This window comes from Ancylomarina salipaludis, assembly GCF_004122035.1.
GTDB lineage: Bacteria > Bacteroidota > Bacteroidia > Bacteroidales > Marinifilaceae > Ancylomarina > Ancylomarina salipaludis.
Genome location: NZ_SAXA01000003.1, coordinates 22,751 through 38,656, shown reverse-complemented (window position 1 = coordinate 38,656; position 15,906 = coordinate 22,751). Strand labels below are relative to the sequence as shown.

Genomic DNA, 15,906 nt, shown 5'->3' with positions numbered 1-15,906 from the left:
TACAGCATATATACCAAAAATAATACTAATCTAAAATGAGTAAAGAATTCGCAATACCTGTTTCAAAATCAACTCTCTATAGAAACAGAGCTCACTAAGCCTAAATTCTAAAAAAGCTTTGCATCAATTAACTTATTTAAATATGCTAATATAGGCTCCCGACTTTTGAGTGTCCCAAGTCCAAGCACTCAAGACATCAGTTTTCATTCCAATATTTGAGCCATCACGAATAAGTACTCCTCTTTGAAGTTCCGGCAGATGGTTTTTCATGCTGTAAGCATTATTACGCATAATAATATAATCGGCAGGTAAATCCGTCACATACTTCCCTAATGAAGAATTTCCTACTAGGGCAACAGTCCGATCATTAAACACTCGCCAATCATTATCTTTTAAAGTATCGTATTGAAAATACTTCACACCCTTTGCCATTGTATAAGGGTAAATCAAACGAGTCTTCATTTTTTCATCAAGAAGTATATCACTCAAAATTAAAACGTGTTGATCATCTCTAAAACAAACAACAGTATGCTTATGCGTATTGAATACAACCATTTCAGATGATCGATTTAAATATCGATTTGAAAATGTTGTCAATTTAAAAGCGATTAAGAAAATCAAACTCAGATGAACAAGTTTTCTTTTTTTCCATTTAATACTAATTATAAGTCCAATAATAAAGACATAAATTAAAACAATTTGGAAAGATGAGATAGTAATTCTCTCAATTAAAGCCCCTGGTAAGATCTGAATTTGATAAATTAACCAATGAATCAACTCAACAAAGTGTTGCAAAAGGTAAGCTAATGCTTTGGATAAAACATTGACTTCCGAAAATATCAATAACAAAGCAGAACCATAAATTAAAAGTCCGGCAAATGGGATGATCACAAAATTGGACAGGAAAAAATAGGTTGGAAACTGATGGAAGTAGAATATTGCTAAAGGAAAAGTTCCAATCTGAGCAGCAACTGAAACGGTAAACAATTTCCACGACCAACGCAGGATAAAAGAATGGAACAAAAGTAAGCTTTCAAATTTGGGCTGAAAGTAAACAATACTTATAACTGCCAGATAAGAAAATTGAAAGCCAACCTGAAACAGAACATAGGGATCTATCAAAAGTAATAGAAAGGCAGATATAGCCAAGGAATTGTAGATTGTTCCCTTTCGATTGATGGCTAATCCCAGAGCAAGTATTGAAAACATACAAGCAGCACGCATAACCGAAGGCGACAAACCCGTCAGTAAAGCATACAACCACAAACTTATAATCAAAATTACAGCCCGCAGAATACGTCCTGTTTTTGATCGTGCCATAAAGCTTAAAAGAAATTGCATAATACCAAAGATGATTCCTACATGCAAGCCCGAAACAGCCAGCACATGCGTTGCTCCGGCTGAGGTCCAAACCTGCTTCACATCATCTGAAACTTCATCTCTGGCTCCCAAAGTCAAAGCGGACAATATCTCATATGCCTCATCCTTTAAACCTGTCCTCTTATAAATATGTAATAGCTTTTCTCTCCAAACCAAAGCCTGACCTTTCAAACTTAATCGCTCATTTCTTTCCGTTATACACCACAAATTACCTGGCGCATATGTCGAATATAAAATAGAACGATGCTTTAAATAAGTAGCATAATCAAACTCATAAGGATTGCCATTATTTCTCACTCTATTAAGTTTGGACGAAACCAGAATATGATCACCAAACTTTAACGATTTTGACAACGAATCCTTAGCCAAATACAGGAGTATTTGAGCATCGCTTTTATTCCAAATACCCCTTTGATTTACAGCTTCCAATTCGAGAACACAGGCCATTGAATTTGTCTTTTCATCCGAATTACGTTTGAGTTTTCCTTTAAAAGATGAGATGGAGTCAATGTTATTTAATTGCATATCAGCATTCACCTGACTAACTCGGAACTGACCAAAACTAAAAATGAGTAAAAAAATAAAAAGCCCAAAGACATATGAATGAGCATATGATTTTCGAAAAACAGGAATCAGCTGAAACAAGCACAAACCCGTAAAGGCTATGCCTAAAAAAATAAATATCAGATTGGTTGGCAACAAAAAGAACTCTGCCAAAACAATGCCCAATGTAAAAGGTAGAAGTAAGCGCAAGAATGGCACCTGATGTAGAAATTCCCTGAAAGACATAAGATACTTTTAGGTTTGATACATAACAAATTAGTAAAACATTCTGTATGTATCAAAAAAAAATCCTCTGATTCGACTGAATCAAAGGATTTTATAAGTACGGCATCAACATCTGCTATTTAAATACTTGAGATGAAGATTTTATTTTTTCTCAGCTTTATTTCGCCAAATTGAATCGGTATTTGGCACTAAACTTCCCTTTTGAAATGCCTGTCAACTTCGATTTCAACAAACGCTTACGAAGCGGTGAACAATGATCAGTAAACATGATACCCTCCAAATGATCGTATTCATGTTGAATAACGCGAGCGGCATAACCTGAATATTCTTCTTCATGAAACTCCCAGTTCTCATCGTAATATTCAATTTTAATGCTTTCGGGACGCACCACATCTTCGTTCAGTCCTGGAATACTCAAACAACCTTCTGACATGCTCCACTCCTCGCCTGTACGCTCGGTAATCTTTGCATTGATAAACATCTTTTTGAAACCTTCCAACTCTGGCTCCTCATCTGCAAAATTTGAACAGTCAAGCACAAACATACGAATTGAACGTCCAACCTGAGGTGCAGCCAAACCAACACCATCTGCAAAATACATGGTTTGCCACATATCTGCCATAAATTTCTCCAAATCCGGATAATCCTTATCTATATCCTTTGCTATTTTTCGTAAAACCGGATGCCCGTAAATTGTAATGGGTAAAATCATTCTTTATTTCTTAAAATCGATTGAAATCAATCAATTGGTAATTTATTAAAACATATTCCTTCTGGCTTCCATATACGATTGAAGTATAATAGTCGCACTAATTTTATCGATAACTGCCTTGTTCTGACGCTGCTTCTTTGTCATTCCTCCGTCTATCATCGTCTGAAAAGCCAGTTTGGATGTAAAACGTTCATCCACCATTTCGATAGGCATATCCGGAAATCGCTTCTTCAACTGCCCCAGAAAAGGTTTCAAATATTTCATCGATTCGCTATCCTCGTTATTCAATTGCTTGGGATGACCAACAACAATACACTCAACCTCCTCAGTCTCCATATACTTTTGCAGATAATCCAAAACATCCTTGGCATGCACTGTATCCAATCCATTTGCAATGATTTGCATCGGATCGCTAACAGCTAAACCCACTCGTTTCCTACCGTAATCAATTGCTAAAAGTCTTGCCAAAGCTTATCATTTTTAATTTTTAATGTGCAAAGATAGAAAAACTTAATGGAAGCGTAAACCCAAAGCCTTTATAATCGTATCCTTATGGACTATAAGTTACTAAAATCTTGTCCCAAATCGCCCCTGACAAATCACTTCTATACCAAATTAATTAACTGCAACAGCTTCCTGTTTTAGAAAATAAGCGGATCTATAACCTCATCTGTTTAAAATATAATTTACTCTGATTCAGATCCTTTCTTTTTTTTACTATATTAGGTATCATTAATGGCTGAACAAAAACCCAGGGAGAACAACTGTAAAAGCAGCACCTTTTAAACCAAGCTCTTGCTTGCAGTAAAAACCAATTCTTACATCCTAAACAACCCCCAATATGAAGAACAAAGTTATCCTTCTTATTCTGTTATTTTCCGGCTTTGTTGGTTTTGGACAAAAACAGAAAGACTTCCACATCGCTATTTTGGGCGATAAACAAATCCCGGAAACCGTTCTACTACTCAAACAACTTAAGGAAGAAATCAAATCCGTTGTTGGTCAGTCTGCAAATATTGTTTTTAAAGATTCATTTATCTTACTGAATGACCTGAATCTTGACAAAGCCAAAAACAATTACGAAAAGATGCTCGAAGCTAAGGATGTAGATCTGATTCTTTCATTCGGTTCGGTTAACAACTTTGTCATTGCTAAAAACAAAACATTTCCCAAACCCGTTATATTATTTGGTGTAATTAATGCTGATTTTATCACATTCCCCGAAGGACAAAAGGCTTCAAACACACCTAACCTGACCTATATCCTGACCTCTCAATCCTACAAAAGAGACCTCTTGCAATTCAAAAAAATTTACCCCTATCAAAAAATTGGAATTGTTCTGGATGAATACCTTACTGAGATTTATCCAGTAGAGAACACTCTGAATAAAATCTTCAAGGAAATTGATGCTGAATATGTTTTGATCCCAATCAATCAGGTTTCCGATCTTGATGGCAAATTAGAATCTCTGGATGCGGTCTATTTGTCTGGTGGCATTTTCTTCACTAAGGATGAACAGATCTCTTTGGTAAAAAAACTAAATGAAAAAAAACGACCAACATTCACTTCCATTGGTAAGCATTTTGCGGACTGTGGCATCTTATTAACATCACAACCGATAAACAATCTCGATCAATTTTTCAGACGCATTGCTTTGTATATCGAAGCGGCTGTAAATGGCGACAATTTATCCCAATTGCCCATTTATATGGATATTGAAGCAAAACTATCACTCAATATCGAAACGGCGTTTCAAATTAACTTTCCACTGAAATACAGCTTTTTATTACAAACCAATATCGTAGGAAATGCCAACCAACTTGCCTCACAAAAAAGATATACCCTACCCGATGTCATGCATCAAGTATTGGAACAGAATCTCAGCTTAAAGGCAGAACAGAAAAATATTGAACTGGCTGCACAAGAAGTTAAACTGTCCAAAAGCGAATACCTTCCCAATCTTTCTGCTTCAGCCAGTGGCACACATATCGATCCTGATTTAGCAGAGGCTTCGAATGGATCAAACCCGGAATACAGCACATCCGGTAATATTAAACTGGAACAGATTATTTTTTCGGAACAGGCAAGTGCTAATATTAAGATTCAGAAAGAGCTTGAAAAGGCGACAAAGGAAACCTATAATTCCAACGAAAAGAATGCGATTCTTGATGCCGGTATCGCCTATTACAGTGCACTTATTGCCAAAGCGAACTTCTTAATAAGCGATGAAAACCTAAGGGTTACACGCAAAAATTATGAAATAGCTCAACAAAGATATGATGCCGGGCAAACGGGGAAATCTGATGTTTTAAGATGGAAAAGTGAATTGGCTCGAGCGACACAAAGTATTGTAAACGGATACACCTCACTGAACCAATCTTTCAATGAATTGAATCAAATTCTAAACAATCCCATTGGCCTAAGAATTGATGTGTTCAATACCGAAGAAAATGAGGTAGGTCAAACAAAAAAAGATCATAAAAAATTTTTCAACCTCGTGGATGATCCCTTCCTAAGAGAAAAATTCACTCTTTTTATAGAAGAACTTGCCATCGAAAATGCGCATGAATTAAAAGCATTGCAATACAACATCAGTGCAACCAAACGATTGGAAACCTTATATCAACGCAGTAAGTTTTTGCCAACAGTGGGTTTGCAGGGACAATACAATCACACTTTCAGCAGGGATGGCAAGGGCACAAACTATCCAACCGGATTTGCAGGCCCCCCTGATGGTTATTACAATTTAGGCGTACAGGTAAACCTGCCCATCTTCCAGAAAAACCAGCGAAATATCAACCGACAAAAATCCTTTATTCAACGAGAACAGTTGAATTTCCAGAAAGATGAAACCATTGTTTCAATCAAAAAAAATGTAAACGATATTATATTATCCATTTTAAGTCAGTATTCCAGTATCGAACTTTCACAAGTCTCAACTGAGGCAGCCAAAGAAAGCCTTGAACTGATGCAGGTAGCCTACTCAAACGGAGCCATAGGCATTACTTCCTTAATTGATTCCCAACAAGCCTATTTTCAGGCCCAGCAACAACAAGCCAATGCAACCTACAATTTCCAATTAAGCATTTTGCAACTTGAAAGAATCATGTCGTACTTTTTTATTCTCCATTCCGAAGAAGAAAATCAGGCTTTTATCAGTCGAGTAAAAGAAAAAATTCTTCGATAAAACTTTAAACTATAATCTTATGAAAACTCTATATTATACTTTAATCTTAACTGTTTTGGTATTTGGCACAGCCTGTTCCAATAAAAAAGAGCCCGTACAAAAAGAAAAGTTACGCCCCGTAAAATATGCCGAGGTCAGCTACTCCGGCATCGGTCAGGTTCGATCATTCAATGGAATTGCCAGATCGGACAAAGAAATTAACCTGAGTTTCAGAACCAGTGGTATCCTAACGACATTGAATATTGCCGCCGGACAAAAAGTTCATAAAGGTGATTTATTGGCTCAAATCGATAATTCTGAAGCTCGCTTGTCTTTAGAACAATCCATCTCAGCATTAAACAGTACCAAAGCCAATCTGAACACAAGTACATCGACTTTGGAAAGAACCAAAACCCTGTTCGAAAAAGGATCTGCCTCGCTAAGCGATTACGAGAATGCAAAATCGTCATTTGCCTCAGCAGAGGCCAACTACGAATCGGCAAAGCGAAGCGTTGAAATACAGAAAAAACAAGTCGGATACGGTATTATATATGCCCCCGCTGACGGTGTGATTGCTTCAAAAAATGTGGAGAACAACGAAAATGTTGGGGCTGGTAGCATTATTGCTATTCTGAATGCCGGCAGTTTTATGGAAGTCGGTCTGGGCTTACCCGAAAATGTTATCAACCGGGTACACAAAGGAATGAACGTTTCGGCCAAGTTTCCAGCACTTCAAGGGAAAATATTCGATGGTGTTGTCAACGAAATAGCCCCTTCTGTTGAGAGTGGAACTGCCACTTACCCTGTCAGTATCAAGCTTTCGGGCGAAACAAGCGAAATCAAATCGGGAATGGCTGCCAACATCACGTTTACCTTTCCCAAGACAGACAACCAGGAAATATTAATCGTGCCGATTTCTGCAGTAGGCAAAGACAGCAAGGGTAACTTTGTTTATCTCATCGAGAAACAAAATAATGCCGTAGGTCTGATAAAAAAACAACACTTTACAATTGGGGAGCTCTCACCTACCGGGTTCGAAGTCAAAAGCGGACTTAAAGCCGGACAAATTGTTGCCACCGCAGGACTACAAACCCTGCTTGATGGTCAGAAAGTAAGCCTTAAATAGTTTCAACGCATTAAATCAGCACCTATGAATCTGACTAAATTTGCCATTGAGAAAAATCGAATTACCTTCACCCTGCTTGCCGTAGTGGTGGTGATGGGACTAAGCTTATACAAATCGTTACCACGAGACAGTATGCCGCCTTACACAGTTAGGGTTGCAACCATTGTCTCCTCTTTTCCGGGAGCCAGCCCCGAACGCGTAGAGCTTTTGGTCACCGATAAAATCGAAAAAAAAGCACAGGAGATACCCGAAGTTAAAGAAATAAACAGCACCTCAAGAACAGGACTATCCATTGTTACAGTCAAATTAAAGGACGAAGTCGGACCGAAACAGCTTCAAAGCATTTGGGACAAATTGAGACGTAAACTCGATGGTATTCGCGACTTGCCTAAGGGTGTTAAGCCTGATTTGAACGATGATGACATTGGTGTTGTTTATGGGATTATTGTAGGCTTAATAAGCGATGGCTATTCCTATACCGAAATGAAAGATATTGCTGATGATCTTCGCGATGATCTGATTAAACTGGATGATGCCGCTAAAGTTGAGTTTGGTGGTGCCCAGGCAGAAAGGGTATTTATCGAATTTGATGAATCACAACTAAAAGAATATGGTTTAACGTCAACCAGTCTTCAAAATGTGATTGCCTCCACCAATATCCTTGACTCAGGTGGTGAGGTAAACCTTGAAGATGAAAAGATTATATTGGAACCAACCGGAAACTACAACTCACTTGAAGACATCCGAAACACCCTGATTCCCGTTGGCGATGGCAAACAAGTGGTGCAGCTTCGCGATATTACGAGCATCCGGAAAGCCTATATCGAACCGGCTAATTCCATTGTGCATGTGAATGGAAAGCCCGCTATTTCCTTAGCAATTTCGCTGATTGATGGCGCCAATATCATCAAACTTGGCGAAGAAGTAGACAAAGTTGTAACCAAATGGAATAAGGAACTCCCCATTGGATTAAAAATACAGAGACTCTCTTCACTGGATACCTTTGTCGACAAAAGCATTGGAAATTTCATTGGTAACCTGATTCAATCCATTGTGATTGTTTTGGTCGTGATGCTCATCTTTCTTGGATTAAGAACCGGACTGATTGTAGCCAGTTTAATTCCTCTTGTTACTATTATGACATTGATGCTAATGGGGCTTATCAATATGGGCCTAAACCAGGTAACCCTTGCAGCCTTAATTATGGCTCTGGGCATGATGGTAGATAATGCCATTGTGGTTTCCGAATCCATCATGGTGAAAATGGAAAAGGGAATATCGGTTAAAGAAGCAGCTATTTCATCCTGTTCAGAACTCCTGATCCCCCTATTAATTTCGACACTCACAACCTCGGTTGCCTTTCTTTCATTCTTTCTGGCTGACTCGGTTATGGGTGACATTATGGGACCTATTTTCGTCGTAATCACATTGGCTTTACTTTCCTCATGGATTGTATCCCTAACCATTATTACGATGCTATGCTACCTTTTCTTAAAGGTAAAACCCAAAGGAGAAACAAAACCGGGTATAATGGATCGTATGTTCGATGCCTTAAAAGTCTATTACAAATCACTCATCTTGCTTGCCTTGGATTTCAAACGCAGTGTCATCATAGGCATATTTGCCCTGTTTTTCCTATCACTCTTCGGTTTTGGTCTGGTTCCTTTCGACTTCTTCCCCGATAGCGATCGCAATATGATTACTGTTGATATCAATTTACCTCTGGGCACCAAAATTGAAAAAACTGAAACCGTCGTAAAAAAGATAGAACGCTTTATTGCCGATAGTTTATTGGTGAACGAATCCCGATCAGAGGGCATTGCCGATTGGTCATCCTTCATCGGACAAGGACCGAAGTCATACGATTTAGGATATTCGCAGGATGAAGCCAATTCGAGTTACGCCCATATCCTCGTCAACACAAGCACATTTCAAGTCAATAATGAGATGATTGCCCGACTTGACGAGTACTGTTTTTCACACTTGCCCAATGCCGATATTAAAGTGGGTCCTTTGGCTGCAGGCGGTGGCGGAACACCCATCGAGATTAAAATTTCAGGAAAAGATCCCGATATCCTCTCGGTATTATCGGAGCAAATAAAATCAAGACTCTCTGTCATAAAAGGAACCAAAAATGTGAAGGATGACTGGGGCCCAAAAACAAAAAAATTCATCATCGATATCAACCAAAACAATGCACAAATGGCAGGCATAACCAATCAGGATATTGCCACATCGCTAAAAACGGTATTGGATGGATTCAAAACCGGAGAATATCGCGAAAATGATAAAAACATTCCAATTCTACTGAGAGGATTTGCGAATCAGGAACAGACTTACGAATCAATCGAAACCATGAATGTTTTCGCACAAAAATCAGGACGAAGTGTGCCCCTTTCGCAACTTGCCTCTATTGTTCCTCAGTGGCAATATGCCAGAATTAAACGTTTAAATCTGATTCGAAGCATCAATGTTTCCAGTGAACTTAATGAAGAGGGGAATGCCTCCGAAATTATGGCAGAACTTAAACCATGGCTCGACGAGCAAACACAAACTTGGCCTGATGCTTATGTCTACGAATTGGGTGGCGACAGCAAGAGCACCTCCGAAAACATGGGTGCCGTAATCGACTACTTACCCCTATCGGCCTTCATCATTCTGCTTCTTCTGGTCATTCAGTTTAATTCGTTCAGAAAAACACTGATGGTTGTCAGCACCATTCCATTGGGGGTGATTGGTGTGGTTATTGGCTTGATTGTGCTTCGCTCCTACTTTGGATTTATGGCCTTCCTTGGCGTCATTTCCCTTGCCGGAATTGTCATCAACAATGCCATCGTTCTGATCGACAGAATTGAAATTGAAATAAATGAACTAAAACGAACACCTCAGGATGCCATCATAGCCGCCTGTTTACAGCGATTCCGCCCCATTCTTTTAACCACCTTCACCACATCTTTGGGACTAATTCCCTTATATCTGGGAGGTGGCCTCATGTGGGAACCCATGGCGGCATCCATCATGATTGGACTTCTGTTTGGAACCATCATTACCTTAATATTTATCCCGGCATTCTACAGCATTCTGTATAAGGTCAGCTATAAAGATTACGTTTTCAAAAATGATTTATTAGAAGACTAGCTTAATAAAAATAGGTGTTGAGACAATTGATCGTTTCTCTTGTCTCAACACCAATAACACATACAAATGAAAAATGTTGCATTTAAAATATAGCCTTGTTCAAACAAGCCTGCCCCAGGTTTTGTTTCCCACACGGCCATGATACGACTTATCAAACAAAAAAGAGTTGAATGTGTTTTTTTCAGGGATTTAACAATTCGTTAAGCTTCCAGCTCATCCGATATCTTAAATTTGCATATAGAAAATCTATTACTTTTTATAAAATCATCAAATATTCATAAGTATGAAACGATTATTACATACAGGAACCAACGAAACCTACTTAGACCTCTTAAGCCTTGTATTGAGAGTAAGCATTGCAGCCTTTATGCTAACACATGGCTTGGGAAAACTTAACCTCCTATTTTCGGGCAACGAGATACAATTTGCCGATCCAATCGGACTAGGTGCAACATTCTCATTAGGGCTAACCGTTTTTGCTGAAGTTGTTTGTTCCATTCTGATTGGATTAGGTCTGGCTACGCGTTTGGCTTCCATTCCACTGATCATTACAATGCTTGTGGCAACTTTTATAATTCACGGCGCTGATCCTTTTGCTAAAAAGGAATTTGCCCTACTTTACCTGCTTATTTACCTGGTTGTATTAGTCGTTGGCGGTCGTAAATTCTCACTTGACTATCTCCTACAGAAGAAAAAATAAGATCTGTCCGACCTAAGATGAAAAAGGCAGTTTACCTTAAGAGGTAGGCTGCCTTTTCTGTCTTAATATTTGTTTTTTTATGAGATAGCCAAAACTTGTATTCTTATTTACCCGATACAAGTTACAGACTTACATCAGTTGGGAAAATTCGTTCCCCAAAGGTAGAATGGATAAAGTGCTTGGGAGAATCGATTAATCAGATGGTAGAATTCATTCCCTGAGCGCAAAATGAATAAAGTGACTGGTAAAATTGATGAATCAGGCGGTAGAATTCATTCCCTGAGCGTAAAATGAACATTTCGAAGGGTAGAATGGGCATATTTGCTGGTAGAATTGATTGTGTAAGTGTTAAAACACCAGCATCACTACCCCTAAATGGACTACGTCAAGCTCCGCTTCGTTACCCCTAAATCCCCTGAAGGGGACTTTCACAAACAGCACCTATAAACCCCTTTAGAGGTTTGGGGTTAATACGTTACGCGTGTTTTAGCCTAGATGCAGATCTCCCCATTTTTTAATTGGAAAACCCAAGCATGATTGGGCTTGGGTTTGTATTTTGTTTCCATTTCTGCTTCTCAGAGTACGAGCAACAAGCTCGCACTAGCTGGGGGATTTTTGTTTACTTTTCATCAAGGAAAAGTAAAAGCCTAGCGGCTTGAGCGAAAAGAAAAATTGATTAAAATTAAAGAACAAAAAAAGGAACCATTTCGGGTTCCTTTCTCTATTTTATTGCAGCATATTACTTCTTCACAGATATCAAATGAATATCGAAAACCAAGACAGAACCACCCGGAATACCTCTTGTATCATAAGGACCATAGCCCAAATGTGAGGGAACCAAGAGCGTTCCTTTCCCGCCTTCTTTAAAATAAGTGATGCCTTCGGTCCATCCTTTTATCACTCTTTTCAACGGAAATGAAATACCTCTCTCACTACTCTCGTCAAAAACTTCTCCATTTAAATAATAACCTTTATAGGCCACCTGAACAGTTGATGCACTTGTAGGTTTCGAACCTTCCCCTGCCTCATCAATCACATAATATAATCCAGACTCACACTTAATTGCTTCCAGCTTATTGATCTTTATATAATCGGTAATTTGTTTCTCATTTATTGTCGAGAAATCTTTCTCAGGCCCACTTGAACACGAAACTAAAAAGGCACATACGATGGCTAATACACTATATTTCATTTTCATCAATTTTTAGTAAAAAACAAATATAACAAAATGGAGTCAGAACTTTTATTAAATTTAGCCTACAAGTCAAACCACTATACAAGACCAAAATCTACTACCGACATGAAAAAGGCCCTACTCCTTTTAAGTTTACTGGCAATATTTAATTCCGTATTCGCACAAAATGATACGGAGACTTTCCCAATATTAAGAGGCCCCTATATGGGACAAAAGCTTCCCGGATTAAATCCTGAAATTTTTGCACCTAATATCATATCCAATGGCTTAGCCAACCGGGATGTAGCCATATCGCCTGATGGAAAAGAGATGTATTTCACTCTACACACAGCCAAGTTCCAATACGCAACTATCGTTTATTCAAAACTGGTAAAGGGGACTTGGACCAAACCTGAAATTGTGCCCTTCGCTAGAGATTCGCGCTATAAATATTTAGAGCCCGCTTTTAGCTACGATGGCAAGAAACTCTTTTTCGTCTCAGACCAACCCAAGGATGATAGCGGCAAAGCTGAAGATATTTGGGTTGTCGACAGAAAACAAGACAGTTGGGGAGAACCTTATAATCTGGGTGCACCTGTCAATTTTGAAGGTGGGGATTTTTATCCATCACTAACAAAAGATGGTACCCTGTACTTTACGAGAGACGAGTTGGAAGGGCAAATCAGTAATATATACCGATCTCGCCTTGTGGATGGTAAGTATACGACACCTCAAAAATTACCCAGTCAAATTAATTGCGGCACCAATCGATTTAATGCCTATGTCTCACCCGACGAAAGCTTTGTGGTTGTACCTGCCATAGGCGTTGAAGAAGGTTTCAGGGGCGTACACTACTATATTGTTTTCAGAAACGATGACGACAGCTGGCAGGAGCCATTGCCTCTGAGCTCTAAAATAAATACAGCAAGAGGAACCGGTTGGTCTTTTTATATCTCTCCTGATAAAAAGTACATCTTCTTTATGGCGACAAAACCATTCCCTAAGGAGAAACAACCAAAGAATTTAAGTCTGGACTTTCTGCATCAATTCTCTTTAATGCCTCAAAACGGCAACTCCGATATTTATTGGGTCGATGCTAAAATTCTTGAGGACTTAAAACCTCAGACTAAAAAATAACCGTATCAAACCCGCTTTCACAAGTAAAAACACCTCTTGTTCAAATGCACTGCCCCCAAAAAGTTAGACACTATTTGGGGGTATTTTTATGAGTAGAAAACACAAATACAGTAAGGCATTTAAATTAGAAGCCGTTCAGAAAGTTTTACAAGATTATCAAAGCATCACCATGGTTAGTGATACTTTTGGTATCCATAAGAGTGATCTAAAAAAATGACCCCAATAAATGATAGAAGCAATCCCCCCTCTCCCCTTAAAAGAGAGACTTTCAACTTTTATATTTTCAAAGAATTTCATGCTGGCTTAGTCAGGCTACCTTGAGGCCTGCGACTGTTTCCCCACAACAAGCCTGATGGCTGGAACGAAAAAAAAATAAAAATAAAATGTAACTATCTTTATTCTCCCCTACTAAATAGATAAGAACAAAAACTTATACATTGAAAAAAGAAGAACAGTTTAATCAGATACTATCGGAAAATAGTGAACGGATACAGAGGATATGCCGCTACTACAATTCGAATGCCGAGGATCAAAAAGACATGTACCAGGAGGTGTTGGTGAATATTTGGAAGAGTCTCGATAATTTCAGGGGCGATTCGGCAATCAGCACATGGGTTTACCGGGTTGCCGTAAATACTTCGCTCAGCTTTACAGGCAAAGCCTTTAAGCAAATGAAGTTGATGGTCAATACCGATACACAAAACCTCTCCTCCATTATCGACGACGAAAGCCTGGCTGAAAAACAAAAAGAGGAAAGCCAATTCAATTTGCTTCAAACCGAACTCAATATGCTATCGGTTATCGATAAAGCCTTAATATCGCTTATGCTCGAGGGGCTTAGTATGAAAGAAATTGCCGATGTGATTGGTATTAGTGAACCCAATGTAAAAGTTAAAATACACCGAATTAAAGCACAACTCAAAACCAAACTATCAGGAGGGGTTACACATGAATTTTAAACGAAATAACGATAATATCAATCTCGATCAGCTGGCTGGTAAACTCCAAAAAGAAGATGCCAGATATGCAAGACTGAGCAGAAGTCTTCAAATTGTGTATTGGATTTTCATTCCACTCTACACCTTTTTAGCAATCTCACATTACAGGGAATCCAGCGAAATAAAAGACCTGATCGGTGGCTTGTGTTATGTGATTGCCTTTTTCATCTTTGCTATCTTTTTCGGGATATACCACAAAGAATACAAGTATGCCGACTATTCACTCCCTACTCTTAAGATGTTAAAAAACGCAGCTTACAGATATCAACCCGTTCAATTAAAAAGCATCTGGCCCCTAATTGCTGTTTTATTTATGGATGCAGGTTTGTGCTTAAACGAATCCATTGGCTTCTCTTTCCTAAAAGTTCAAATCTATTTTCTGGGAGCTATGTTTTGTGCGGTTATGATAGGCTTAACTATCTGGTATTTCAAATACAAACCCCTTCGCGATAACGCTCTAAGACTGATTGCCGAAATTGAAGGTGAATAAAGACACCTGATAAACAAATGACATCTTATGGAATTACAAAACGCGACTAAAAGGAGAAACCCTAAAGCACAGACCATCTCATTAATATACATGTTCATAGGATACAGCATCCTGCTGATGAGTCGGATATACCATGATAAATTAAGCGATTTTCAATTGGGTTTCTGCGAAAGCTTATCAGTGTGTCTGCTTATATTCGGAACTCTGATGATGATCAGGTCAACCATCAAAAAACAGAAAGCTTTTATGACTAAAAAGAGCTAAAAATACCTCAATCACAAAAAAAACAAATGCCCAAATCAAAACGATTTGGGCACTTTTGTTTGCTCACTTGAGCCATGTTCTGGTGGAGCTGCAGGGGATGAAGCCAAAATCATACAGCACAATCATCTAAAAACAGACACATCAAAAATATCCTTATAGTTGTATGAAAATATATTTCGTCTTGGTTAGACAAAAAATTCCTCAGGAGAATAATTCTGGTTATTTATTTTCAGGTTACTCATTAGTATGAGATAAGGATGAATTTAGCTGATATTGATTTTCTTTTGAAACTGTAGCATATAATGGGGGTAATGCCACAGCTTCATCTTTCAGTCTCAGTTTTTATTCCAATTAAATGTTGGGTATTGTTTTTTTAATTCTCGTGGGGTCGCCGAGCTTTTAATCAAATTATTGAGATAGTCATTCGATGAATTGATGATATTCATAATGTTCCGATCTTTTATAAAGAATTCTTCTTCTTGAAGGACATCCAGTACGTCATCAAACCTTAATCTCTTAATTTCAGTCCAATAATAAAACCTTGCAATCAGGCATCTGTTTCTTCGCTCTATCAATCTGGAACGTCTTGTTTCATTATTGTTTACTCCTACATTTCCTAATAGCTCATTGTTTTGTTTTGAGTTTAAGTTAATTGATCCTTTCATTTTAATCTTATATTTTTTCAGGTTAAAGTGATGCTTCTATTTTACTTTAATGGTTCTAACACTTTATTATACTCGTTGATTTCTCCCTTTATTTATTGCCACACTGTTTTTGACTAGAGACTTCCATCTCAACAGATCCACCACATAAAATAGCAATAGAACATTCA

At 38.3% G+C, this 15,906-nt stretch carries 13 protein-coding genes; 8 read left to right on the top strand and 5 right to left on the bottom strand.

Annotated features, from left to right (window positions below; genetic code table 11):
* Nucleotides 1-132: 132 nt before the first annotated feature.
* The 3 genes from EO244_RS04320 to ruvX all read right to left on the bottom strand — a co-directional run bounded on the left by EO244_RS04320 (nt 133) and on the right by ruvX (nt 3,349).
* Nucleotides 133-2,169 carry a ComEC/Rec2 family competence protein gene (locus EO244_RS04320; RefSeq protein ID WP_129253322.1) on the bottom strand — a complete coding sequence of 679 codons (2,037 nt, stop codon included), beginning with the start codon at nt 2,167-2,169 and terminating at the stop codon, nt 133-135.
* Between the two features lie 157 nt (nt 2,170-2,326).
* Complete coding sequence (gene def, locus EO244_RS04315) at nt 2,327-2,881, bottom strand: peptide deformylase (protein WP_129253320.1); 555 nt, start codon at nt 2,879-2,881, stop codon at nt 2,327-2,329.
* Between the two features lie 45 nt (nt 2,882-2,926).
* A complete protein-coding gene (gene ruvX, locus EO244_RS04310; RefSeq protein WP_129253318.1) occupies nt 2,927-3,349 on the bottom strand; it encodes a Holliday junction resolvase RuvX in 423 nt (140 codons plus the stop codon).
* A gap of 373 nt (nt 3,350-3,722) precedes the next feature.
* Here ruvX and EO244_RS04305 point away from each other — a divergent pair, with 373 nt between their 5' ends.
* The 4 genes from EO244_RS04305 (at nt 3,723) to EO244_RS04290 (ending at nt 11,011) form a co-directional block, all read left to right on the top strand.
* Nucleotides 3,723-6,068: a TolC family protein gene (locus tag EO244_RS04305; protein ID WP_129253316.1), complete on the top strand. Its 2,346-nt coding sequence runs from the start codon at nt 3,723-3,725 to the stop codon at nt 6,066-6,068.
* A 19-nt stretch (nt 6,069-6,087) separates the two neighbouring features.
* Nucleotides 6,088-7,173, top strand: coding sequence for an efflux RND transporter periplasmic adaptor subunit (locus EO244_RS04300; RefSeq protein WP_129253314.1), 1,086 nt, complete (start codon nt 6,088-6,090; stop codon nt 7,171-7,173).
* A 24-nt stretch (nt 7,174-7,197) separates the two neighbouring features.
* Nucleotides 7,198-10,311 carry an efflux RND transporter permease subunit gene (locus tag EO244_RS04295; RefSeq protein WP_129253312.1) on the top strand — a complete coding sequence of 1,038 codons (3,114 nt, stop codon included), beginning with the start codon at nt 7,198-7,200 and terminating at the stop codon, nt 10,309-10,311.
* A 283-nt stretch (nt 10,312-10,594) separates the two neighbouring features.
* Nucleotides 10,595-11,011, top strand: coding sequence for a DoxX family protein (locus tag EO244_RS04290; protein WP_129253310.1), 417 nt, complete (start codon nt 10,595-10,597; stop codon nt 11,009-11,011).
* A 739-nt stretch (nt 11,012-11,750) separates the two neighbouring features.
* Here the strand turns inward: EO244_RS04290 and EO244_RS04285 are convergent.
* A complete protein-coding gene (locus EO244_RS04285; protein WP_129253308.1) occupies nt 11,751-12,203 on the bottom strand; it encodes an FKBP-type peptidyl-prolyl cis-trans isomerase in 453 nt (150 codons plus the stop codon).
* Nucleotides 12,204-12,311: 108 nt separating this feature from the next.
* On the opposite strand from EO244_RS04285, the gene EO244_RS04280 reads away from it, so the two are divergent.
* The 4 genes from EO244_RS04280 (at nt 12,312) to EO244_RS04265 (ending at nt 14,810) form a co-directional block, all read left to right on the top strand.
* The gene (locus EO244_RS04280; protein ID WP_164977402.1) at nt 12,312-13,322 is read left to right on the top strand and encodes a TolB family protein; all 1,011 of its coding nucleotides are present in this window, start codon (nt 12,312-12,314) and stop codon (nt 13,320-13,322) included.
* Nucleotides 13,323-13,410: 88 nt separating this feature from the next.
* Entirely contained in the window at nt 13,411-13,539 is a 129-nt protein-coding gene (locus EO244_RS17205; RefSeq protein WP_129253305.1) for a transposase, read from the top strand.
* 220 nt (nt 13,540-13,759) lie between these two features.
* Nucleotides 13,760-14,281 (top strand): RNA polymerase sigma factor, encoded by a 522-nt coding sequence (locus EO244_RS04270; RefSeq protein ID WP_164977401.1) that lies wholly within the window; start codon nt 13,760-13,762, stop codon nt 14,279-14,281.
* Entirely contained in the window at nt 14,271-14,810 is a 540-nt protein-coding gene (locus tag EO244_RS04265) for a hypothetical protein (protein ID WP_129253301.1), read from the top strand. Before EO244_RS04270 ends, EO244_RS04265 begins: the two co-directional genes overlap by 11 nt.
* A gap of 599 nt (nt 14,811-15,409) precedes the next feature.
* Here EO244_RS04265 and EO244_RS04260 read toward each other — a convergent pair.
* Entirely contained in the window at nt 15,410-15,739 is a 330-nt protein-coding gene (locus EO244_RS04260; protein WP_129253299.1) for a hypothetical protein, read from the bottom strand.
* Nucleotides 15,740-15,906: the final 167 nt, after the last annotated feature.